The sequence below is a fragment of the Streptomyces sp. NPDC093260 genome, assembly GCF_040683715.1.
Classification (GTDB): domain Bacteria; phylum Actinomycetota; class Actinomycetes; order Streptomycetales; family Streptomycetaceae; genus Streptomyces; species Streptomyces sennicomposti.
In genome coordinates this window covers 71,582-87,540 of the sequence record NZ_JBFBEK010000011.1, presented here as the reverse complement: position 1 = coordinate 87,540, position 15,959 = coordinate 71,582, and the positions used below count along the sequence as shown (strand labels likewise).

General features: G+C 70.7%; 14 protein-coding genes. 6 read left to right on the top strand and 8 right to left on the bottom strand.

Features of this window, described 5'->3' with window-relative positions:
* Window positions 1–743 precede the first annotated feature (743 nt).
* Together AB0N63_RS16200 and AB0N63_RS16195 are read left to right on the top strand one after the other, a co-directional pair.
* Complete coding sequence (locus AB0N63_RS16200) at window positions 744–2,162, top strand: cytochrome ubiquinol oxidase subunit I (RefSeq protein ID WP_365529488.1); 1,419 nt, start codon at window positions 744–746, stop codon at window positions 2,160–2,162.
* Between the two features lie 93 nt (window positions 2,163–2,255).
* Window positions 2,256–3,287 (top strand): cytochrome d ubiquinol oxidase subunit II, encoded by a 1,032-nt coding sequence (locus AB0N63_RS16195; protein WP_365529486.1) that lies wholly within the window; start codon window positions 2,256–2,258, stop codon window positions 3,285–3,287.
* A gap of 464 nt (window positions 3,288–3,751) precedes the next feature.
* On the opposite strand, the gene AB0N63_RS16190 is transcribed toward AB0N63_RS16195, so the two are convergent.
* From AB0N63_RS16190 to AB0N63_RS16175, 4 genes are all read right to left on the bottom strand, one after another.
* Window positions 3,752–4,927, bottom strand: coding sequence for a zinc-dependent alcohol dehydrogenase (locus AB0N63_RS16190; RefSeq protein WP_365529484.1), 1,176 nt, complete (start codon window positions 4,925–4,927; stop codon window positions 3,752–3,754).
* A complete protein-coding gene (locus AB0N63_RS16185; protein ID WP_365529482.1) occupies window positions 4,924–5,862 on the bottom strand; it encodes an SRPBCC family protein in 939 nt (312 codons plus the stop codon). The genes AB0N63_RS16190 and AB0N63_RS16185 overlap by 4 nt, the downstream gene beginning before the upstream one ends.
* Before the next feature lie 328 nt (window positions 5,863–6,190).
* Entirely contained in the window at window positions 6,191–6,949 is a 759-nt protein-coding gene (locus AB0N63_RS16180; protein ID WP_365529480.1) for a MerR family transcriptional regulator, read from the bottom strand.
* 492 nt (window positions 6,950–7,441) lie between these two features.
* Window positions 7,442–8,341, bottom strand: coding sequence for an alpha/beta hydrolase (locus tag AB0N63_RS16175; RefSeq protein ID WP_365529478.1), 900 nt, complete (start codon window positions 8,339–8,341; stop codon window positions 7,442–7,444).
* 57 nt (window positions 8,342–8,398) lie between these two features.
* Here AB0N63_RS16175 and AB0N63_RS16170 point away from each other — a divergent pair, with 57 nt between their 5' ends.
* The gene (locus AB0N63_RS16170) at window positions 8,399–9,034 is read left to right on the top strand and encodes a TetR/AcrR family transcriptional regulator (protein WP_365529476.1); all 636 of its coding nucleotides are present in this window, start codon (window positions 8,399–8,401) and stop codon (window positions 9,032–9,034) included.
* Between the two features lie 314 nt (window positions 9,035–9,348).
* The gene (locus tag AB0N63_RS16165; RefSeq protein WP_365529474.1) at window positions 9,349–10,263 is read left to right on the top strand and encodes a YceI family protein; all 915 of its coding nucleotides are present in this window, start codon (window positions 9,349–9,351) and stop codon (window positions 10,261–10,263) included.
* 295 nt (window positions 10,264–10,558) lie between these two features.
* On the opposite strand, the gene AB0N63_RS16160 is transcribed toward AB0N63_RS16165, so the two are convergent.
* The 4 genes from AB0N63_RS16160 to AB0N63_RS16145 all read right to left on the bottom strand — a co-directional run bounded on the left by AB0N63_RS16160 (window position 10,559) and on the right by AB0N63_RS16145 (window position 13,665).
* Window positions 10,559–11,095 (bottom strand): hypothetical protein, encoded by a 537-nt coding sequence (locus tag AB0N63_RS16160; protein ID WP_365529472.1) that lies wholly within the window; start codon window positions 11,093–11,095, stop codon window positions 10,559–10,561.
* Between the two features lie 359 nt (window positions 11,096–11,454).
* Window positions 11,455–12,153 (bottom strand): aspartate/glutamate racemase family protein, encoded by a 699-nt coding sequence (locus tag AB0N63_RS16155; protein WP_365529470.1) that lies wholly within the window; start codon window positions 12,151–12,153, stop codon window positions 11,455–11,457.
* Between the two features lie 448 nt (window positions 12,154–12,601).
* Window positions 12,602–13,339 (bottom strand): hypothetical protein, encoded by a 738-nt coding sequence (locus AB0N63_RS16150; RefSeq protein ID WP_365529468.1) that lies wholly within the window; start codon window positions 13,337–13,339, stop codon window positions 12,602–12,604.
* Window positions 13,336–13,665: a hypothetical protein gene (locus AB0N63_RS16145; RefSeq protein ID WP_365529466.1), complete on the bottom strand. Its 330-nt coding sequence runs from the start codon at window positions 13,663–13,665 to the stop codon at window positions 13,336–13,338. The genes AB0N63_RS16150 and AB0N63_RS16145 overlap by 4 nt, the downstream gene beginning before the upstream one ends.
* A 131-nt stretch (window positions 13,666–13,796) precedes the next feature.
* Between AB0N63_RS16145 and AB0N63_RS16140 the strand changes: the two genes are divergently transcribed.
* Together AB0N63_RS16140 and AB0N63_RS16135 are read left to right on the top strand one after the other, a co-directional pair.
* Window positions 13,797–15,005, top strand: a complete 1,209-nt coding sequence (locus tag AB0N63_RS16140) for a histidine kinase (RefSeq protein WP_365529464.1) — start codon at window positions 13,797–13,799, stop codon at window positions 15,003–15,005.
* A complete protein-coding gene (locus AB0N63_RS16135; protein WP_365529463.1) occupies window positions 15,002–15,694 on the top strand; it encodes a response regulator transcription factor in 693 nt (230 codons plus the stop codon). Before AB0N63_RS16140 ends, AB0N63_RS16135 begins: the two co-directional genes overlap by 4 nt.
* Window positions 15,695–15,959: the final 265 nt, after the last annotated feature.

The following is a 15,959-nucleotide window of genomic DNA, read 5'->3' as shown; positions in this document are numbered from 1 at the left end:
GGGTGAGCGCGCCCGGGAGCCGGGCACCGACTCGGGCATCGGACGGCCGGACCCCACCGCCCGGGTCTTCGACTCGCCCGTCCGACCACCGGCAGGGCCGATGGGTTGTACATCCGGCGTCACGACTCGGTGCACGGCCGGCGCCACGGCCCAGTCGCACGACGCTCCGCGGCCGGCATGCGCGACGCACGCTGCCGATCCCCCACCTGCCCGCCGCGCTCGCCGACGCGGACTCCGCGGACGTCTTCCGCACGGCCGGGGAGGTGTTGCGCACGGCTGGGGCCGTGATCCGGCCTTCCCGAGGGCATCGGTCCATGGCAGCCGGCGGCCGGCACAGCCAAGAGAACGGTGTTTCGTCATCGAGGGAACGCCGTTCTCCCAGCGGAGGGGCGGCCGACCGATCCGGCTGACACCGCCGGGAAGAGCAGTCAGCGCCCGTCGGCGCTCCCGTCTCGCCGTCCTCCCCGGCCTGCCCGAGTCGCCGGCTCGGCACGGGCTCGACAGCAGTCCCGGCAACGGGATGTGGTGTGCCTCCACTGGCGGGCCTCCGGCCTTGGTGCAAGCGTAGGAACCTCCGGGGCCGCGGCCCACGCCATGGTCCAGCTCGGAACCCACGTTCCGGGCAGCGAGCAGCTCACGCGGTTTGCCTGACACGGGTCGGTCAGCCCGAAGGGACCGCGGGCTGGTGCCGGTGATGCAGGGAAACCTGCGGTGACAGTCTTCGGGTGCGCGGGAGAGTGTGTGTGAACGACATCGCTGTTGCCGCCGGCTCGTATCCCGTCACGGTCCTGGCGCGTGCCGCGACAGAGGGAGACCTGTCGGCGGCACGGGCCCAGATGGGCTTCTCACTGGCCTGGCACATCGTGGTGGCCTGCCTCGGCGTCGGCCTGCCGGCGCTGACCCTTCTCACAGAGTGGCTGGGTATGCGCAGGAACGATCCGGCGTTGCAGCTGCTGGCGCGGCGCTGGGCGCGGGCCATGGGCGTGCTGTTCGCCGTGGGCGCGGTGTCCGGCACGATCCTCAGCTTCGAGATGGGGCTGCTGTGGCCCGGGCTGATGGGACGCTTCGGCCAGGTGATCGGACTGCCCTTCGCGCTGGAGGGCATCGCCTTCTTCATCGAGGCCATCTTCCTCGGCATCTACCTCTACGCCTGGGACCGCCTGCCGCCCCGCAAGCACCTGCTCATGGGCATTCCCATCGTGGTCGCGGGCACCGCCTCGGCGTTCTTCGTCGTCTGCGCCAACGCCTGGATGAACCAGCCCCGCGGCTTCACCCTGCGCGACGGCAAGGTCGTCCACGTGGACCCCTGGGCGGCGATGCTGAACCCGGCGAGCCCGCCCCAGACGGTGCACATGATCCTCGCCGCGTTCATGGTGTCCTCCTTCCTGACCGCCTCCGTGTACGCCGTCGCCCTGCTGCGTGGGCGACGCGACGCCTACCACAAGGCGGGCTTCGCCATTCCCCTCACCGTCGGCGCGGTCGTCGCCCCCTTCCAGATCGTGGTGGGCGACTGGGCCGCCCGTTTCCTGGCCGACTACCAGCCGGTGAAACTGGCGGCCATCGAGGGCGTGTACCGCACCGGCTCCCATGTGCCGCTGACCATCGGCGGCATCGCGGGGCGGGACGGACTCAAGTACGGCCTGGAGGTCCCCGACGGTCTCTCCCTACTGGTCGGCTACCGCACGGACACGGTCGTCAAGGGACTCAACACGGTGCCCCGCAGCCAGTGGCCCGCCGTCACCGGTGTCCACTGGGCCTTCGACCTCATGGTCGGCGTCGGCTTCTTCCTGCTGGCCCTCGGCGTGTGGCTGCTCCTGGCGTGGTGGCGCACCCGGCGCTCGGGCGGTGAACTCCTCGACCGGCGCGGTAGCCGCCTGCTCCTGGTGCTCGTCGCTCTCGCCGGACCGGCGTCCGTGGTGGCACTGGAGAGCGGCTGGAGCGTCACCGAGCTGGGCCGGCAGCCGTGGATCGTCTGGGGTGTGATGAGCGTACGGGACGCCGTGAACCCCGCGCCCGGCCTGATGGCCGGCCTGTGGCTGGTGCTGGCGGTGTACGCCGCCATGACCGTCGCCACGGTATACGTACTGCGCCGCCTGGCCCGGGCAACGGCCGTTCCGGCCGCACCGCAGGAAGCGGACGTGCGGGGGTATCCCGTGGTCTGACGCCACAGCAGGGGGACCTCCGAAGGACCGGTCTTCCTTCGGCCCCCAGCCCGACTCCACCGCCAGCGAACCGCAGCCGTCCTGGGAGGCACCGTGCTCGCCGACACCGCCCTCGCCGTCATGTGGATCGGGCTGGCCTGTTACGCCCTGTTCGGAGGCGCCGACTTCGGCGCCGGCGTGTGGGACCTGCTCGCCGGCGGCGCACGCCGGGGCGATGCCCAGCGACGGCTCATCGAGCACAGCATCGGCCCGATCTGGGAGGCGAACCACGTCTGGCTCATCTTCGTGATCGTGCTGCTCTGGTCCGGTTTCTCACCGGTCTTCGCCGCCGTGATGTCCACTCTCTACCTGCCACTGACCCTCGCCGCCCTCGGCATCATCGCCCGCGGCGCCGCCTTCGCCTTCCGCAAGGCCAGCACCGAGCTGTGGCAACGCCGGCTCTTCGGTGCGTGCTTCGCCATCTCCTCGCTGCTCACCCCCTTCTTTCTCGGCGCCGTCGCCGGCGCGGTCGCCTCGGGACGGGTGCCGGCCGGCCTCGCCGAGGGCAACGTGATCACCAGCTGGCTCAACCCCACATCAGCGCTCGGCGGTGTCCTGGCCGTCCTGACCTGCGCGCATCTCGCCGCCGTCTACCTGTGCGCGGACGCCGACCGCGAGGGCGACGCGGAACTGTCGCGGGCCTTCGCCCGGCGGGCCGTGGTCAGCGGACTGGCGAGCGGAGGGATCGCCCTGGTCGGCGTCGCCGTGCTGCACGCCGACGCCCCCCAGCTGTTCCACGGACTCACCCACCGGGCGCTGCCGCTCGTCGTTCTCAGCGCGGTCAGCGGTCTGGTGGGCCTCGGCCTGCTGACGCGGCGGCGATACGTCGCGGCTCGGGGAGCGGCTGCGCTGGCCGTCGCCGCGATCCTGTGGGCATGGGGCGTGGCGCAGTACCCGGCCATGCTGGTCGGCAGCCTCACCGTGGACCAGGCCGCCTCCCAGCCCGCCGTCCTCTCCGCCTGCCTCATCGCCCTCGCCTGCGGCGCGGTGCTGCTGATCCCGTCCCTGTGGCTGCTGTACGGGACCTTCCAGCGGGCACACACCGCTGACGCCCCGAACACGCACGGCCGCACCTCCCCACGATGACTTCGCCGAGCGGGCTGTGTCGTCCCTGACGCAGAAGCTCAGCCGACTGAGGTGGTCACGCCTCCTCGGCCTGGCGGACGCGCCACCTTAAGTCTCTTCTGCCGCTGCCTGGCTCGTTCCGGCAGCGCGTCGAGCCGGGAACCGTCCAGCCTCTCGCCGATGGCGCTGAGCCGGCGCGGAGTCCGCCAGCCGGCCGCCTTCCCCTCGGCCCCGAGCCGCAGGGCTTCCATCCAGCACGGTGGCGAGGGGAAGGGCGTACCAGGTGGCCGTCGGGCTTCAGCCGAGCAGCCTCTCACCCGCCCGGCCCACGCACACCTGGCGCACCACCGTGCCCGGTCGGTGCCGCCGACCGGGCACGGTGCGTGCCGGACGGACCACGCGTCCCGACCGGGACTGCGGACGCCGGAAGGCGACTGCCCTCCGCCCTGCCGTGGAACGGTGCGTCCACCGCCTCAAGCAGTGCGTCACGGTGTGAGGACGACCTTCTCACAGTGGTCCTTCTTGTTCTTGAACAGGTCGTAGCCGGTCGGTGCCTCGGTCAGGGCCAGCCGATGGGTGATGACCCGGGTGGGGTCGAGCTTGCCCTGTTCGATCAGACCCAGCAGCGGTTTCATGTACTTGTGCACGTGGCACTGCCCCGTGCGCAGGGTCAGGGACCTGTTCATCCAGGCGCCCGCCGGGAACTTGTCGATCATCCCGCCGTAGACGCCGATGACCGACACCACGCCGCCGCTGCGGCAGGACAGGATGGCCTGGCGCAGGGCGTGTGGCCGGTCGGTCTCGGAGCGGACCGCCTGCTTGGCGCGGTCGTAGAGCTGGACGTGGGAGGCGCCGTGGGTGGCCTCCAGGCCGACCGCGTCGATGCACTTGTCGGGGCCCCGGCCGGCGGTGAGTTCGAGCAGTGCCGACCGTACGTCGGTGTCCTCGAAGTTGATGGTGGTGTAGCCCTGGGCGGCGGCCATGTCGAGCCGGTAGGTCTCCTTGTCGATCGCGATGACCTTCTCCGCGCCCAGGACACGGGCGCTGTCCATGGCGAACTGGCCGACCGGACCTGCGCCCCAGACGGCGACGACGTCACCTTCCTGGATGTCGCACATGTCGGCGCCCATGAAGCCGGTCGGCAGGATGTCGGACAGGAACAGCACCTGCTCGTCGGTGAGATCCGACTCGATCTTGAGGGCGTTGGCGTCGGCGAGCACGACGCGGGCGTACTCCGCCTGGCCGCCGGCGAAGCCACCGGTGAGGTGGGAGTAGCCGTAGATGCCGGCGGTGGGGTGGCCGAAGAACTTCTCCGAGATGCCCGCGTTGGGGTTGGTGTTCTCGCAGCACGAGTACAGCTCCGCGCGGCAGGACGCGCAGGCTCCGCAGGCGATGGGGAAAGGCACGACGACCCGGTCGCCGACGCGCAGTCTGTCGCCGCTGACGCCGGGGCCGACCTCGACGACCTCCCCCATGAACTCGTGGCCCATGACGTCGCCCTTTTCCATGGTGGGGACGTAGCCGTCGAGCAGATGGAGGTCGGAGCCGCAGATGGCCGTCGAGGTGATCTTCACGATGGCGTCCCGGCTGTTCAGGATCGAGGGATCGGGGACGTCCTGCACCTCGACCGAGTTGCGTCCCGTCCAGCAGTTGGCCTTCATGCCAGGGCCTCCTTCAGTTCGTCGGCGGTCAGGGGGCGGGCCGGGTGCTGCGGGAACTCGCCGCGGGCCCGCTTGCCGCCGGGTGCGCCCTCGGAGCGGACGACCTCGCCGGTCTCCGCGATCTGCTTGAAGCGGCGCAGGTCGTCGTCCAGCTGCTGGTGCGGTTCCTCGCCGAAGGCGCGCGCCACGGCCTTGCCCAGCGCCCCGCCGGGCAGGTCGTAGCGCAGGGTCACCCTGACCTCCGTGCCCCGGCCGCCGGGAGCGGGCACGAAACGGACCTCGCCCGAGTTGTCGATGTCGGCACCGTCCACCGACCGCCAGGCGACCAGCCGGCCAGGGACCTCCTGCGTGATCTCGGCGTCCCATTCGACCGCCCTGCCGAGCGGCGCACCGGCCCGCCAGTGACTGGTGCGCGGGCCGGTGACGCGCACCTCCTCCAGGTGCGCCATGAAGTCCGGCAGGCGCTCCAGGTCCCGCCAGAGGGCGTACACCTCGTCCGGGGACCGGGTGACGGTGGTGGCCGCGGTAAGTTCCATGGGGGTGCTCCGACGGGTGCGGGTCACGGCCGCGTACACGTCCGTGGTCGTGATGGCGGTGACCGCGGCGGTCGCGGCGGCGGTGCGGCCGAGGCCGCGACCGTTGTGGTTCTTCAGGGCCCGGGCCAGCATGGTCAGATCCATGAGGTCGCCGCCGACGCGGCCCCAGAGCCAGGCGGGGTGCGGCCGCCCGAGTAGTCCGGTCGCCGCCGCCAGCTCGCGCACACCGACGGCGGTCGTGGCGGAGCGGTGCCGAAGGGCGCCGTCCACACCCAGAGCACGGGCGAAACCCGCCGGGGCGACGACCTGGGGCACGCCCAGGAGCGCGCTGGCCCAGCCGAGGCCGCGCACGAGCGGATCGCGTTGCAGGCGGGCGGTAGAGCGGGTGTCTGTCTTCATGGGGACTCCCCACGGTGGGATGGCCGACGGCTCGAATGAGAAAGTGCCGGGTGCGGTGGAGCAGACAAGGCCGGAGTTTCCGCCTGGGCCGCATCCAATCCTCGACTCCGGTCAGTCGCCGGACCGGCGGCACGGTCGTCCGCTCGCGTCCGTCACGTGAGGCGCTGTCCTCGCTGCCGCCGACCCCTGCGGGAGAGCGGCTTCCGGACCGGGTCGACGCCGTCCAGCAGGACGAAATCCCGGGCCTCCACACCCTCGCCGCAGGCATCGCACGCGAGCAACCGCCGTCGCGGGTCTGTCCCGCGACGGCGGTTGCCCCGTGCTCAGCTCAGCTCAGCCGGGTGGTGGCGTAGACCTCGATGGCGTCGCGCTGGTACGCGGCCAGACCCGGGGCGATCGCTTCGTACGCGGCGCGCCAGGCGTCGTTGTCCACGCACGAGCGGCCCATGGCCCGGTACTCGTCGACGGTCACGGTGCGCAGCGCGGTCAGGGTCCGGTACTGGGCGTCGATCTCGGACTGCACCGGCTCGGCGTCGACACGGTGCCCGGCGGCCATGAGCTCGGCCAGCCGGACCATCTGTGCCGTGCGCTCGCGCTGCCCGGCCTCGACGTCGTGCGGGCTCATCCCTGCGACCCGGCGGGCCACCGCCTGGGCGTGCTCGGGGAAGTCACGCAGGGACTCCTGGTACTGGGCGGGCGTCACGCCCTCGAACAGGTTCTCCGGTCGGTTGATGGTCATGGCTGTGCCGTCCTTCCTGGACTGTTCCAGTTCGGCGATCGTGCGTGAGACGGTGCCGGCCAGGGCGTCGAGGCGGTCGCGTTCGGCGAGCAGCCGCCGGCGGTGGCCGCGCAGGGCTTCCACCTCGTCGACCTGTTCGGCCAGGATCCGGCCGATCTCGGGCAGCCCCAGACCCAGGGCCCGGAGGACGAGGATCTGCTGCAGCCGCAGCAGCTGGAACTCCTCGTAGTAGCGGTGGCCGTTGGCCCCGATGCGGGCGGGCGGGAGCAGGCCGATCTCGTCGTAGTGCCGCAGGGTTCGGGCAGTCACGCCGGACATCCGTGCGACCTCCGCGATCGGCCAGTCCATCACCGTCTCCTTCACACATGTGTCGCCGGGCCGGCCTCTCCGGCCCTGTCCAGGACGGTAGAGGCTGCCGCAACGGCAACTTCAACCCCGCAACCCGTCCTCCCCGCAGGCGAACAGACACGAGCCACACCCCGACCGGAACGGACCCCGTCCGCTGCCGCAACCCAAGTGCATCCGGACCCCGGGCCGGAACCCCGATGCCTCCCCGACTCCCCTGGAAACGCCGTCGTCCCCTCCTGAACAGAGCCCATGCGCGGAGAGGGAGGGCGCGACCCCCTACGCACCCCCTGAGGCGACAGCCCGGCGCCACGCCGCCAGGGCGCCGCGGAGGCCGCGCCCTGGGCCTCGCACCGGTCGACTCCGCGCGAGGGCCTTCGGCATAGGGCCTGACCAGGCAGACTGGTGGAGGAAGGCGAAGGTCTGCTCGACGACGTAACGGAGTTTGGGAAGCTCCGCCCGTCGTCGGCGAAGTCGAGACGAGTGGCGTGCCTGCTACAGGTCGACCGCGAGGAAGTCCTCCAGGATGTCGACGAACCGCGCCGGCTGCTCCTCGGCCGGGTAATGACCGCAGTCGTCGAGGACGACCTCCGTGACGTCGTCGGCCGCCAGCCGCATCGTCTGGGCGGCATTCGCGCCGCTCCACAGCGCGCCGCCCACAGCGAGCACCGGCAGCGTCAGCCGGGTCGTGCCGCGCTGCTCGTTCTGCGCGATCGTCTCGTCCAGCGCCCGGTAGTACGCGAAACTCGCGCGCAGCGCGCGGGGGTCCGCGGTGATCGCGTCGACGTAGACGTCCACGGCGTGCGCGGGGATGGCGGTCCGTGTGGCGGCCTTGGTGGCGAACTGCCAGCCGAAGAAGAGCCGCTCCCGTCCCCGGACGAGTTCCTCGTTGAGGTCGGTGAGCCGGTTGAAACCGAACTGCCAGAGTTTCAGGTTGAGTTCGGCCGGGCCGAAGAACGGCGGGGACGGCGTGAGGCCGGGGATCACCGCTTCGACGACGGCGAGCCGGCCCACCCGCTCGGGGTGGTCGGCGGCCAGGGCGTATCCGGTCCACGTACCGATGTCGTGGCCGACCACGTCGAACCGGTCGTGCCCGAGCGCGGCCATCAACGCGACCAGATCGGCGGCCAGCGTGCCGGCGTCGTACCCGTCGTCGGGCTTGTCGGAGAGTCCGGACCCGCGCGAGTCGACGGCGACGACGGTGTGCTCACGGGCGAGTGCGGGCATCACCTCGCGCCAGGCGTACCAGGTCTGGGGCCATCCGCCGACCAGCAGCAGCGCCGGGCCGTCCCCACCGGTGACCGCGTGCAGCCGCACCCCGTTCGCTTCCACGAACCGGCTGGTGAAGAGGTCGAGGAACCCGTCAGGCAGCCGCAGGGAACTCAAGTTCGTCATGCCGACGACCCTACCCATCTTTGAACGATCGGTACAAGATGTGTAGGCTGACGGACCATGGCAGGCCGTAAGCAATTCGATGTGGACGAGGCGCTACGACGCGCGATGCACGTCTTCTGGCGCTGGGGGTATTCGGAGGCCTCGGTCGATCGCCTGACCGAGGGCACGGGCCTGGGCCGCGGCTCGCTCTACGGCACCTTCGGCGACAAGAGCGCGCTCTTCCGCAAGAGCCTCCAGCGGTACGCGCAGACCTACCACCCGCTGTACGAGCAGGCGCTGTGTGGCCCCCACCCGAGCCCGAGCACCGTTGTGGCCGCCTATCTGCAGGTCACCCTGAACCGCATCGCCGACCCGACGGTCCCGGACGGCTGCCTGCTCACGCTGTCGGCAACGCAGTTCCCAACCCTCGACACGGAGGGCCGGGCGATGGTCCGCGCCATGATCGACGGTTTGCGGACGAGTCTGGAGCAAGCCTTGCTGGCAGCGGGGGCGGGTGACCAGGAGGCAGCAGAGCTGGCGCTGTGCACGCTGGCAACGAACAAGTCTCTGGCGGTGCTGAGCCGCGCCGGCTTCTCGGGCGACGACCTGGCGACCGTCGCAGCAACCGCCGCCAGGAATGCCGGGGCTCCACCGAGTCGGTCAACGGCACACCGCGACCGACGAGATGCCCGCCCGCCTGTGTCAGGTCCGTGAGGAAACCGCAGACCGGTTGTGAATATCGCGATCCCTTTCCGTGTCCTTCACCACAGCACTGCTGCAAAGCGATGAAGCCGAGGTGTGGCGATATGGTCGGCCGATGTGCTGATTTGTGGCCCCACAGCCTCCGACGGGAGGGTTGAGCAGCTCGGACATCGGGTCGAGCCACCTGCGTGTGGGTGGCTTTATGATCGTCGACGAACTGCTGGCTCCGCGTCTGACCTCCTTTCGTCAACGCTTCTTGGCGACCGCGAACGTGGCCCTCTGAGCGGGTCGCATGACGGTGACGCGGGTGAAGAAGGGTGAACTCCATGGCTCTCGGGCTGCTCCGTCGTCGGCGCTCCCACGGTGCCTCCGGCGCCGGATCCAGCATCTCGGTCCCCCTGCCGCCCGGCGCCGGGGCGTTCGGCTTCGAGGTCCTCGACCCGATAGGTCAGCCCATGGGCGGAGCCGAGGTCACCGTGACCGCCCTGGACAGCCACCGGGTCGCCACGCGTGGCACCACGGATCCCCACGGCTACTTCATAGCGACACTGCCACCGGGCTCCTACAGCGTGATGATCGCGGCCGAGGGCCTGTCACCTGCCCGCGAGCACCTCGACATCGCCGCCGGCGTGGCGCTGCCCCCGGTGCGCGTCGCGCTCCAGTCCGCCCGCCAGGTGGAACTTCCGACAGCCGGAACCTGGCTGTTCGATCCTCCGCACACCGCGATCCGGTTCATCGCCAAACACGTGGGGATGGCCCATGTCCACGGGCGGTTCACCCGCTTCCAGGGCGGCATCCGCATCGCACCGAACATGGCCGACTCACACGTGTCGGTGCGCATCGACGCCTCCAGCGTCACCACGGGCAACAACACCCGCGACAACCACCTGCGTTCCGCCGACTTCCTGGACGTCGAACGCTACCCGCACATCGACTTCACCAGCACCCGGTTCGCCCACCGCGGCGGCTCCAAGTGGACCCTCCACGGCACGCTCACCATGCACGGCACCAGTCGCTCCGTCGGCCTGGACACCACCTACCTCGGGACGGTCAACGGAGGCTACGGCCAGGAACTGCGCTGCGCGGCTCTCGCGAAGGCCGAACTCCATCGGGAGGACTTCACCCTCAACTGGCGCTCCATGCTGGCCCGCGGCATCGCCGTCGTCGGTCCGACCGTCCAACTGGAACTGGACGTACAGGCGATGTACCGCACCCACGACACACCCACGCCACCGCAGTAGACCCTTCACACGGGGACGCCTGACGCGGATGCGGTCCGGCAGAGGTCGCGGTCCTCCCTGGGGTGCTGACCGAGGCCGTCCGGCAGCGCACCTCCGCATCGCGTCGTGGCTTCAGCGAGCCGAACCCGGCTGCCGGCAGCGGAGCCTCCGTCACGGAAGCCACGCCCGACCAGGCACTGCGGGCCCTGACCGGGCGAGTGACCATCGACCGCCCGCACAACGGCATCCGCGTCAGGCGCCCCCCGTGTGAGGGTCTGGGAATTCACCCAGCCGGGCTTGGGGCAGGGCGTCGGTGTCAGTTGACGGGCCGGCCGACGTGGCGGTCCTGTCCCGCACCGTGCCCGGCGGCCGCTGTGGCGACGCCGAGGACGGCCAGGGCGGCGAGCGGCAGTGTCCAGCTGTGCGTGACGTCGTGCAGGATGCCGAGGAGGAGAGGTCCGGCCGCCGCCACGAGGTAGCCGATGGACTGTGCCATGCCCGCCAGCGCCGCGGCTTCGCCGGGGCTGCCGGCCCGCTGGCTCTGGAAGGTCAGCGCCAGGACGAGGCTCGCGCCGCCGCCGAGGCCGAGCAGAGTGCACGCCACGACGGGCAGCCCGGGCGCGGCGACCAGGACGGTGTACCCGCCCGCCACGAGGACCGAGGCCCCGGCCGCCGTCCACCGCTGGTCGTGCCGGCCCCGGGTGAGCAGGGGCAGGAGGCTGCTGGACGCCAGGGACACCACCTGGTAGTAGAACAGCATCCAGCCGGCCGTGGTGCTGCTCGTGCCGCGGTCGATCAGGATGCTGGGCAGCCACGCGACGGCGGTGTAGAAGGCCAGGGACTGCAGGCCCATGAAGAAGGTGACCTGCCAGGCGAGCCGCGACCGCCGGGGGACCGGGCTGTGCGTCCCGCCGGTGGACGCCTGTGGCCTGTCCCCCCCCCCGCATACGGGGCAGCCAGGCCAGGAACGCCGCGACGGTGAAGACGACCCTTCAGGCCAGCGCGGTGTGCCAGGATCCCGGCACAGTGTGGGCGAGCGGTGCGGAGATCCCGGAGGAGACCGCGGCGACGACGCTTCGGCCCTGGCGGTGAAGACGCGGCCGCGGAGGCGTCCGGTCGTGATCGGCATCCGCTCGGCGTCGTCCGACGGGTCGGGCGGGGCAGCCTTCGGACACACCGGGGCGACCGGACATGGCTGAAATGCGGCCTGGGTTACCGTCCGGACGCGCATGCCGCGTCAACGGCGGCCTCGGCGTGCAGGCGGGTGGTGGCGAAGACAGGAACCGGACTGTGCTCCGGGCTGATGAGGAGCTCGATCTCGGTGCAGCCGAGGATGACGCCCTCCGCACCAGAAGCCACGAGCCGGCCGATCACCTCGCCGTAGGCCGCTCGGGACTCCTCCCGGACGATGCCGAGGCAGAGTTCATCGTAGATCACTCTGTGGACGACGGCCCGGTCGTCCGCGTCCGGCACCAGGACCTCCAGGCCGTGCCCGGCCAAGCGGTCGCGGTAGAAGTCCTGCTCCATGGTGAACGCGGTGCCCAAGAGCCCCACTCGGCGCAGACCTGCGGTCCGCACCGCGGATGCTGTCGCGTCGGCCAGATGCAGCAGCGGAATGTCCACCGCCGCCACCACCTGGTCGGCGACCTTGTGCATCGTGTTGGTGCAGATCAGCAGCAGGCCCGCACCAGCCGCCTGCAGGGAACGGGCGGCGTCGGCGAGCACTTCGCCGGCCTCGTCCCAGAGCCCGGCCACCTGCAGCCGCTCGATCTCGGCGAAGTCGACCGAATAAAGCACGCACTTGGCGGAGTGGAGGCCGCCCAAGCGCTCCCGGACCCGCTCGTTGAGCAGCCGGTAGTACTCGGCCGTGGACTCCCAGCTCATGCCGCCGATCAACCCGATGGTCTTCATCGCCCCACTCTCGCACGCACCTCGCTGGTCGCGGCCGTCCGGACCCGCGATCCGGTCCAGACGACCCCGCCGCCGTCGATGTCGTCAATGCCACGCTCCGGCGCATCGACAGCGAGCTCGTAGCCCGGCGCAGCGGGACGGGCGCCGCCCGCGTGCCGGGACCCCGCCGACGGCGTCCCCTCCCGACGAGCGTCGCGGCGAGGGCCCGCGGCGCTCGTCCGGCCGGCTGCTCGGGTCTGTCAGACGGGCGGTGAAACCGGGGTGGTCAGGGCTACCGGCGGGCTGCTGACAGGTGGCCGTCGAAGGTGATGCCGAAGGCGTTCGGTGCGGTCTTCCCGCACATGGCCCAGCGCGCCCGGGCGTGCGCTGGTAGGGCACGGCACGCAACTGGCGGCGGCCGGGCCCCGGAAGGGGGGTGCCCGGCCGCCGCGGAGATGAGGCCGACCCGTCAAGTCAGCATTCGTGCCCGGTTCTTGCGAGCCCGGTGGACGCCCAGACCGATGAAGCCGATCCAGACCAGAGTGATCAGACCGACGAGGGCGTCCGCACCCCACCCGTTGACGGCGTAGAAGTGGGTGGCGTCCATGCCGAAGTAGAGCGACGGGATGGCCAGCAGGTTGATGACTCCGACGACGACGGCACCGCGCAGGGCCCACCGCGGCACCGCCGGTGACGCGACTGTCCTGGACTGCCGCGCGGCACGGGCGAACCCGAGGAGGAACATCGCGATCCACAGGTGTGCGACCGGACCGTGAGCCAAGGCCATGGCGGCCGCCAGAGGGCCGTCCGTGGTCGGGTCCATCCCCCGGTCCGGGAAGGCCAAGGGAGTACCGGCCTCGAGCGAGGTGGCGAAGAGGATCACCGCGACGTAGGTGAGCAGCGACACGATGGCGAGCTGACCGACGATGGCGCGCCGGCCCGTGTCGTCCCGGGGAAGCAGGCGTGCCAGCGCAACCCCGAACGCCGTCAGCACCGCCATGATCACCAGCGTCAGCAGGCTGCGCGTCAGGACGTTCCACTCCGGGGGTGGTCCCGAGTAGACGAAGTACAAGGCCACCATCGGCACCGAGAGGGCACCCACCGCCATCCCCGCCCGGCCGGCGAACGTGGTGGTGGGCAGGTCCGGTACGTCGGCTTCGTGACGAGACGAGGCGGACTGGTTCCGCGTGGGCGAGGGCGTGGTCACAGGGACTCCCGGGTGACGTCGTCAGTGCGGAGGTTTCCGGTCTGGAGGCTGTGCGACGAACCGGCGCGCTTCCACTGGTCGCGGACGCCGTCCACGGACAGGAGTGCAGCGTTGACGAGGAGGGCGCTGCCGGGCGTCCACAGCCACCACGGACCGTCGAGATGAGTGCGGAAGACGCCCATCAGCAGCCAGGCGATGATCTGGACGGCGGTCGCGAAGGCGGCCACCGTGGTGACGGCGAAGCGGATCCGGGTCGTGGAGCGCTGACCGGTCGGATCGAGTCCGAGCAGCGTCATCAGGTATCGGCGAGGACGTGTGGTGTTCATGCCCTCAACGATGTCGGCCGGCCGATGCGCCGGGCGTCTGCCGATCGGGACCGATCGAGTCCACGAACGGCCGACGGTTTCTACGACTTTCGTTGACTGCTTCGTCGAGGCGAGCAGTCTAGGGTGGATAGGTGACGTCTCCTCCCCTCGCCGTCGCAGGCGGTCGCAACGACGGGATACCGGTGCGCCGCGGGCCGTGGATCGAGCGCGGTCGGTCGGCGTTGCTCGTTCTCTCCTCGTTCGCCGGTGGGCTCGCCATGCTGTTCCTGGTCCTCGAGCAGCGCCCGGGAGGAGGGTGGCGCGTCCTCGACATCTCCGTGGGCGCCGTCGCGAGTGTCGTGCTGCTGGTCCGTTACCGTGCTCCGGTCGTGGTCGGTCTCGTGCTGGCGGTCGCCGGGGCGTTCTGCGCCACCGCCGGTGTAGCCAACTACGTGGCTCTGTTCGCCGTGGCGCGCAGCCGGGGCACCGAACAGGCGTTCGTGGTGGCGCTGGCCGACATCGCGGGCGCCCTGGTCTTCTGGCTGCTGTATCCGGCCAACTCCGCGCTGAGTCTCACCGTGGTGGTCAACACCGCGATCGCACTCGCCGTCGTGGCCTGGGGCGCGCTGCAGCAGAAGCAGCAGGATCTGGTCGCGGTCTACCGGGACAGAGCAGCCCGTATCGAGCGCGAGCGAGAGCAGCGTGCGGAACAGATCCAGATGGCCGAGCGCGCCAGAATCGCCCGGGACATGCACGACTCGGTCGCGCACTACATCTCGCTGATCGCGCTCTACGCCGGCGGGCTCGCGGTCGCCGGGGACAACGCCAAGAATGTCGGCACGACAGCCGCGACGATTCGCACGACCGCGATCAGCGCACTCGACGAGCTGCGCACTGTGATCGGCATGCTGCGCGACGGCACCGTCGTGACCCCGCGAAACTCCGAGCACGAGCACACCGTCGCGGGATTGGTCGACGAAGCCAGACAAGCGGGTCAGTTGATCGTCGCGCACCTTGATCTGCCCGACAACAGCGGCAACACCGGCAGCACAGCCGCGGTGCAGGAACCCCCGAACGCCGAGCACATCTACCGCGTCGTGCAAGAAGGGCTGACCAACGCGCGCAAGCACGCCCCTGGCGCACTGGTGACGGTGAATGTTCGCCGCGAGGGCAGTGATGCCCTCATCACCATCACCAACCCGATCGAAGAGACCGAGTCGGCGTTGCCCGGAACCGGCGCCGGGCTGAGGGGTCTCGTCGAACGGATCGCCACCGTGGGAGGCGTCGTCGAACACGAGGTCGTCGACCGCGGTGAGAACACCCACGAGTTCCGACTGACCGCGCGAGTGCCCCTGCGATGACCAGCTCTCCACGTTCCGGCAGCACCCCCGGCGCATCCACGTCGGTGCTCGTCGTCGACGACGACGCGATGGTCCGCGCCGGGCTGTCGATGGTCCTGTCGGTGGACCCCACCCTCACCATCGTCGCCGAGGCGTCCGGCGGAGCCGAGGCCGTCATCGAGGCAACGCGGCACCGTCCCGATGTCGTGCTGATGGACCTGCAGATGCCGGAGATGAACGGCGTCGAGGCCACCCGCCGTGTCCGTGCGGCGGTACCGTCGGTCGCGGTGTTGATGCTGACGACCTTCCACCTGGACACCCACGTCCTCGACGCACTGCAGGCCGGTGCGAGCGGATACCTGCTCAAAGATGTCGCGCCGCAAGAGCTCTGCCACGCGATCCACCTTGCCGCATCGGGGGAATCCGCGTTCTCGGCGACGATCACCCGCCAACTCGTGGCACGCCACACCCGCACAGCCAACGACTCCGCCGGCGCCAGAGCCCAGCAGACATTGGAGGCGCTCACCGACCGGGAACGCGCCGTCGCCGAGGCGGTCGCCGAAGGCGCTTCCAACGCGACCATCGCGAAGGCACTCTTCATGAGCGAAGGCACCGTCAAGACGCACATCTCCCGCGCGCTCACCAAGACCGGCCTGGACAACCGGGTCCAGCTGGCACTCATGGTCTTCCAGGCCCAGCAGAACCACTGAGGGCTCGCAGAGAACCAAGGTGCCGCTTCCCGCGATGCGGCTCGTTGGTGTGATAACAGCGTCTCCGACGAGGTCCGTGGCCGACTTGCTGTGGGGTTCGGGATGTCGTCCCCGCATCTGCCCGAGCGGCAGCGGCGGCTGCTGAGGGGGCCGGGCCGGGCGGGCATGGCGGTATCCGGGCGCTCGCACGGGCGGACCGGCCTTCTGGCCCTTGCCGCGCTTCCCGCCGAGCACGCTCCACCAGTGGTTGTCCCGGCAGATCCGC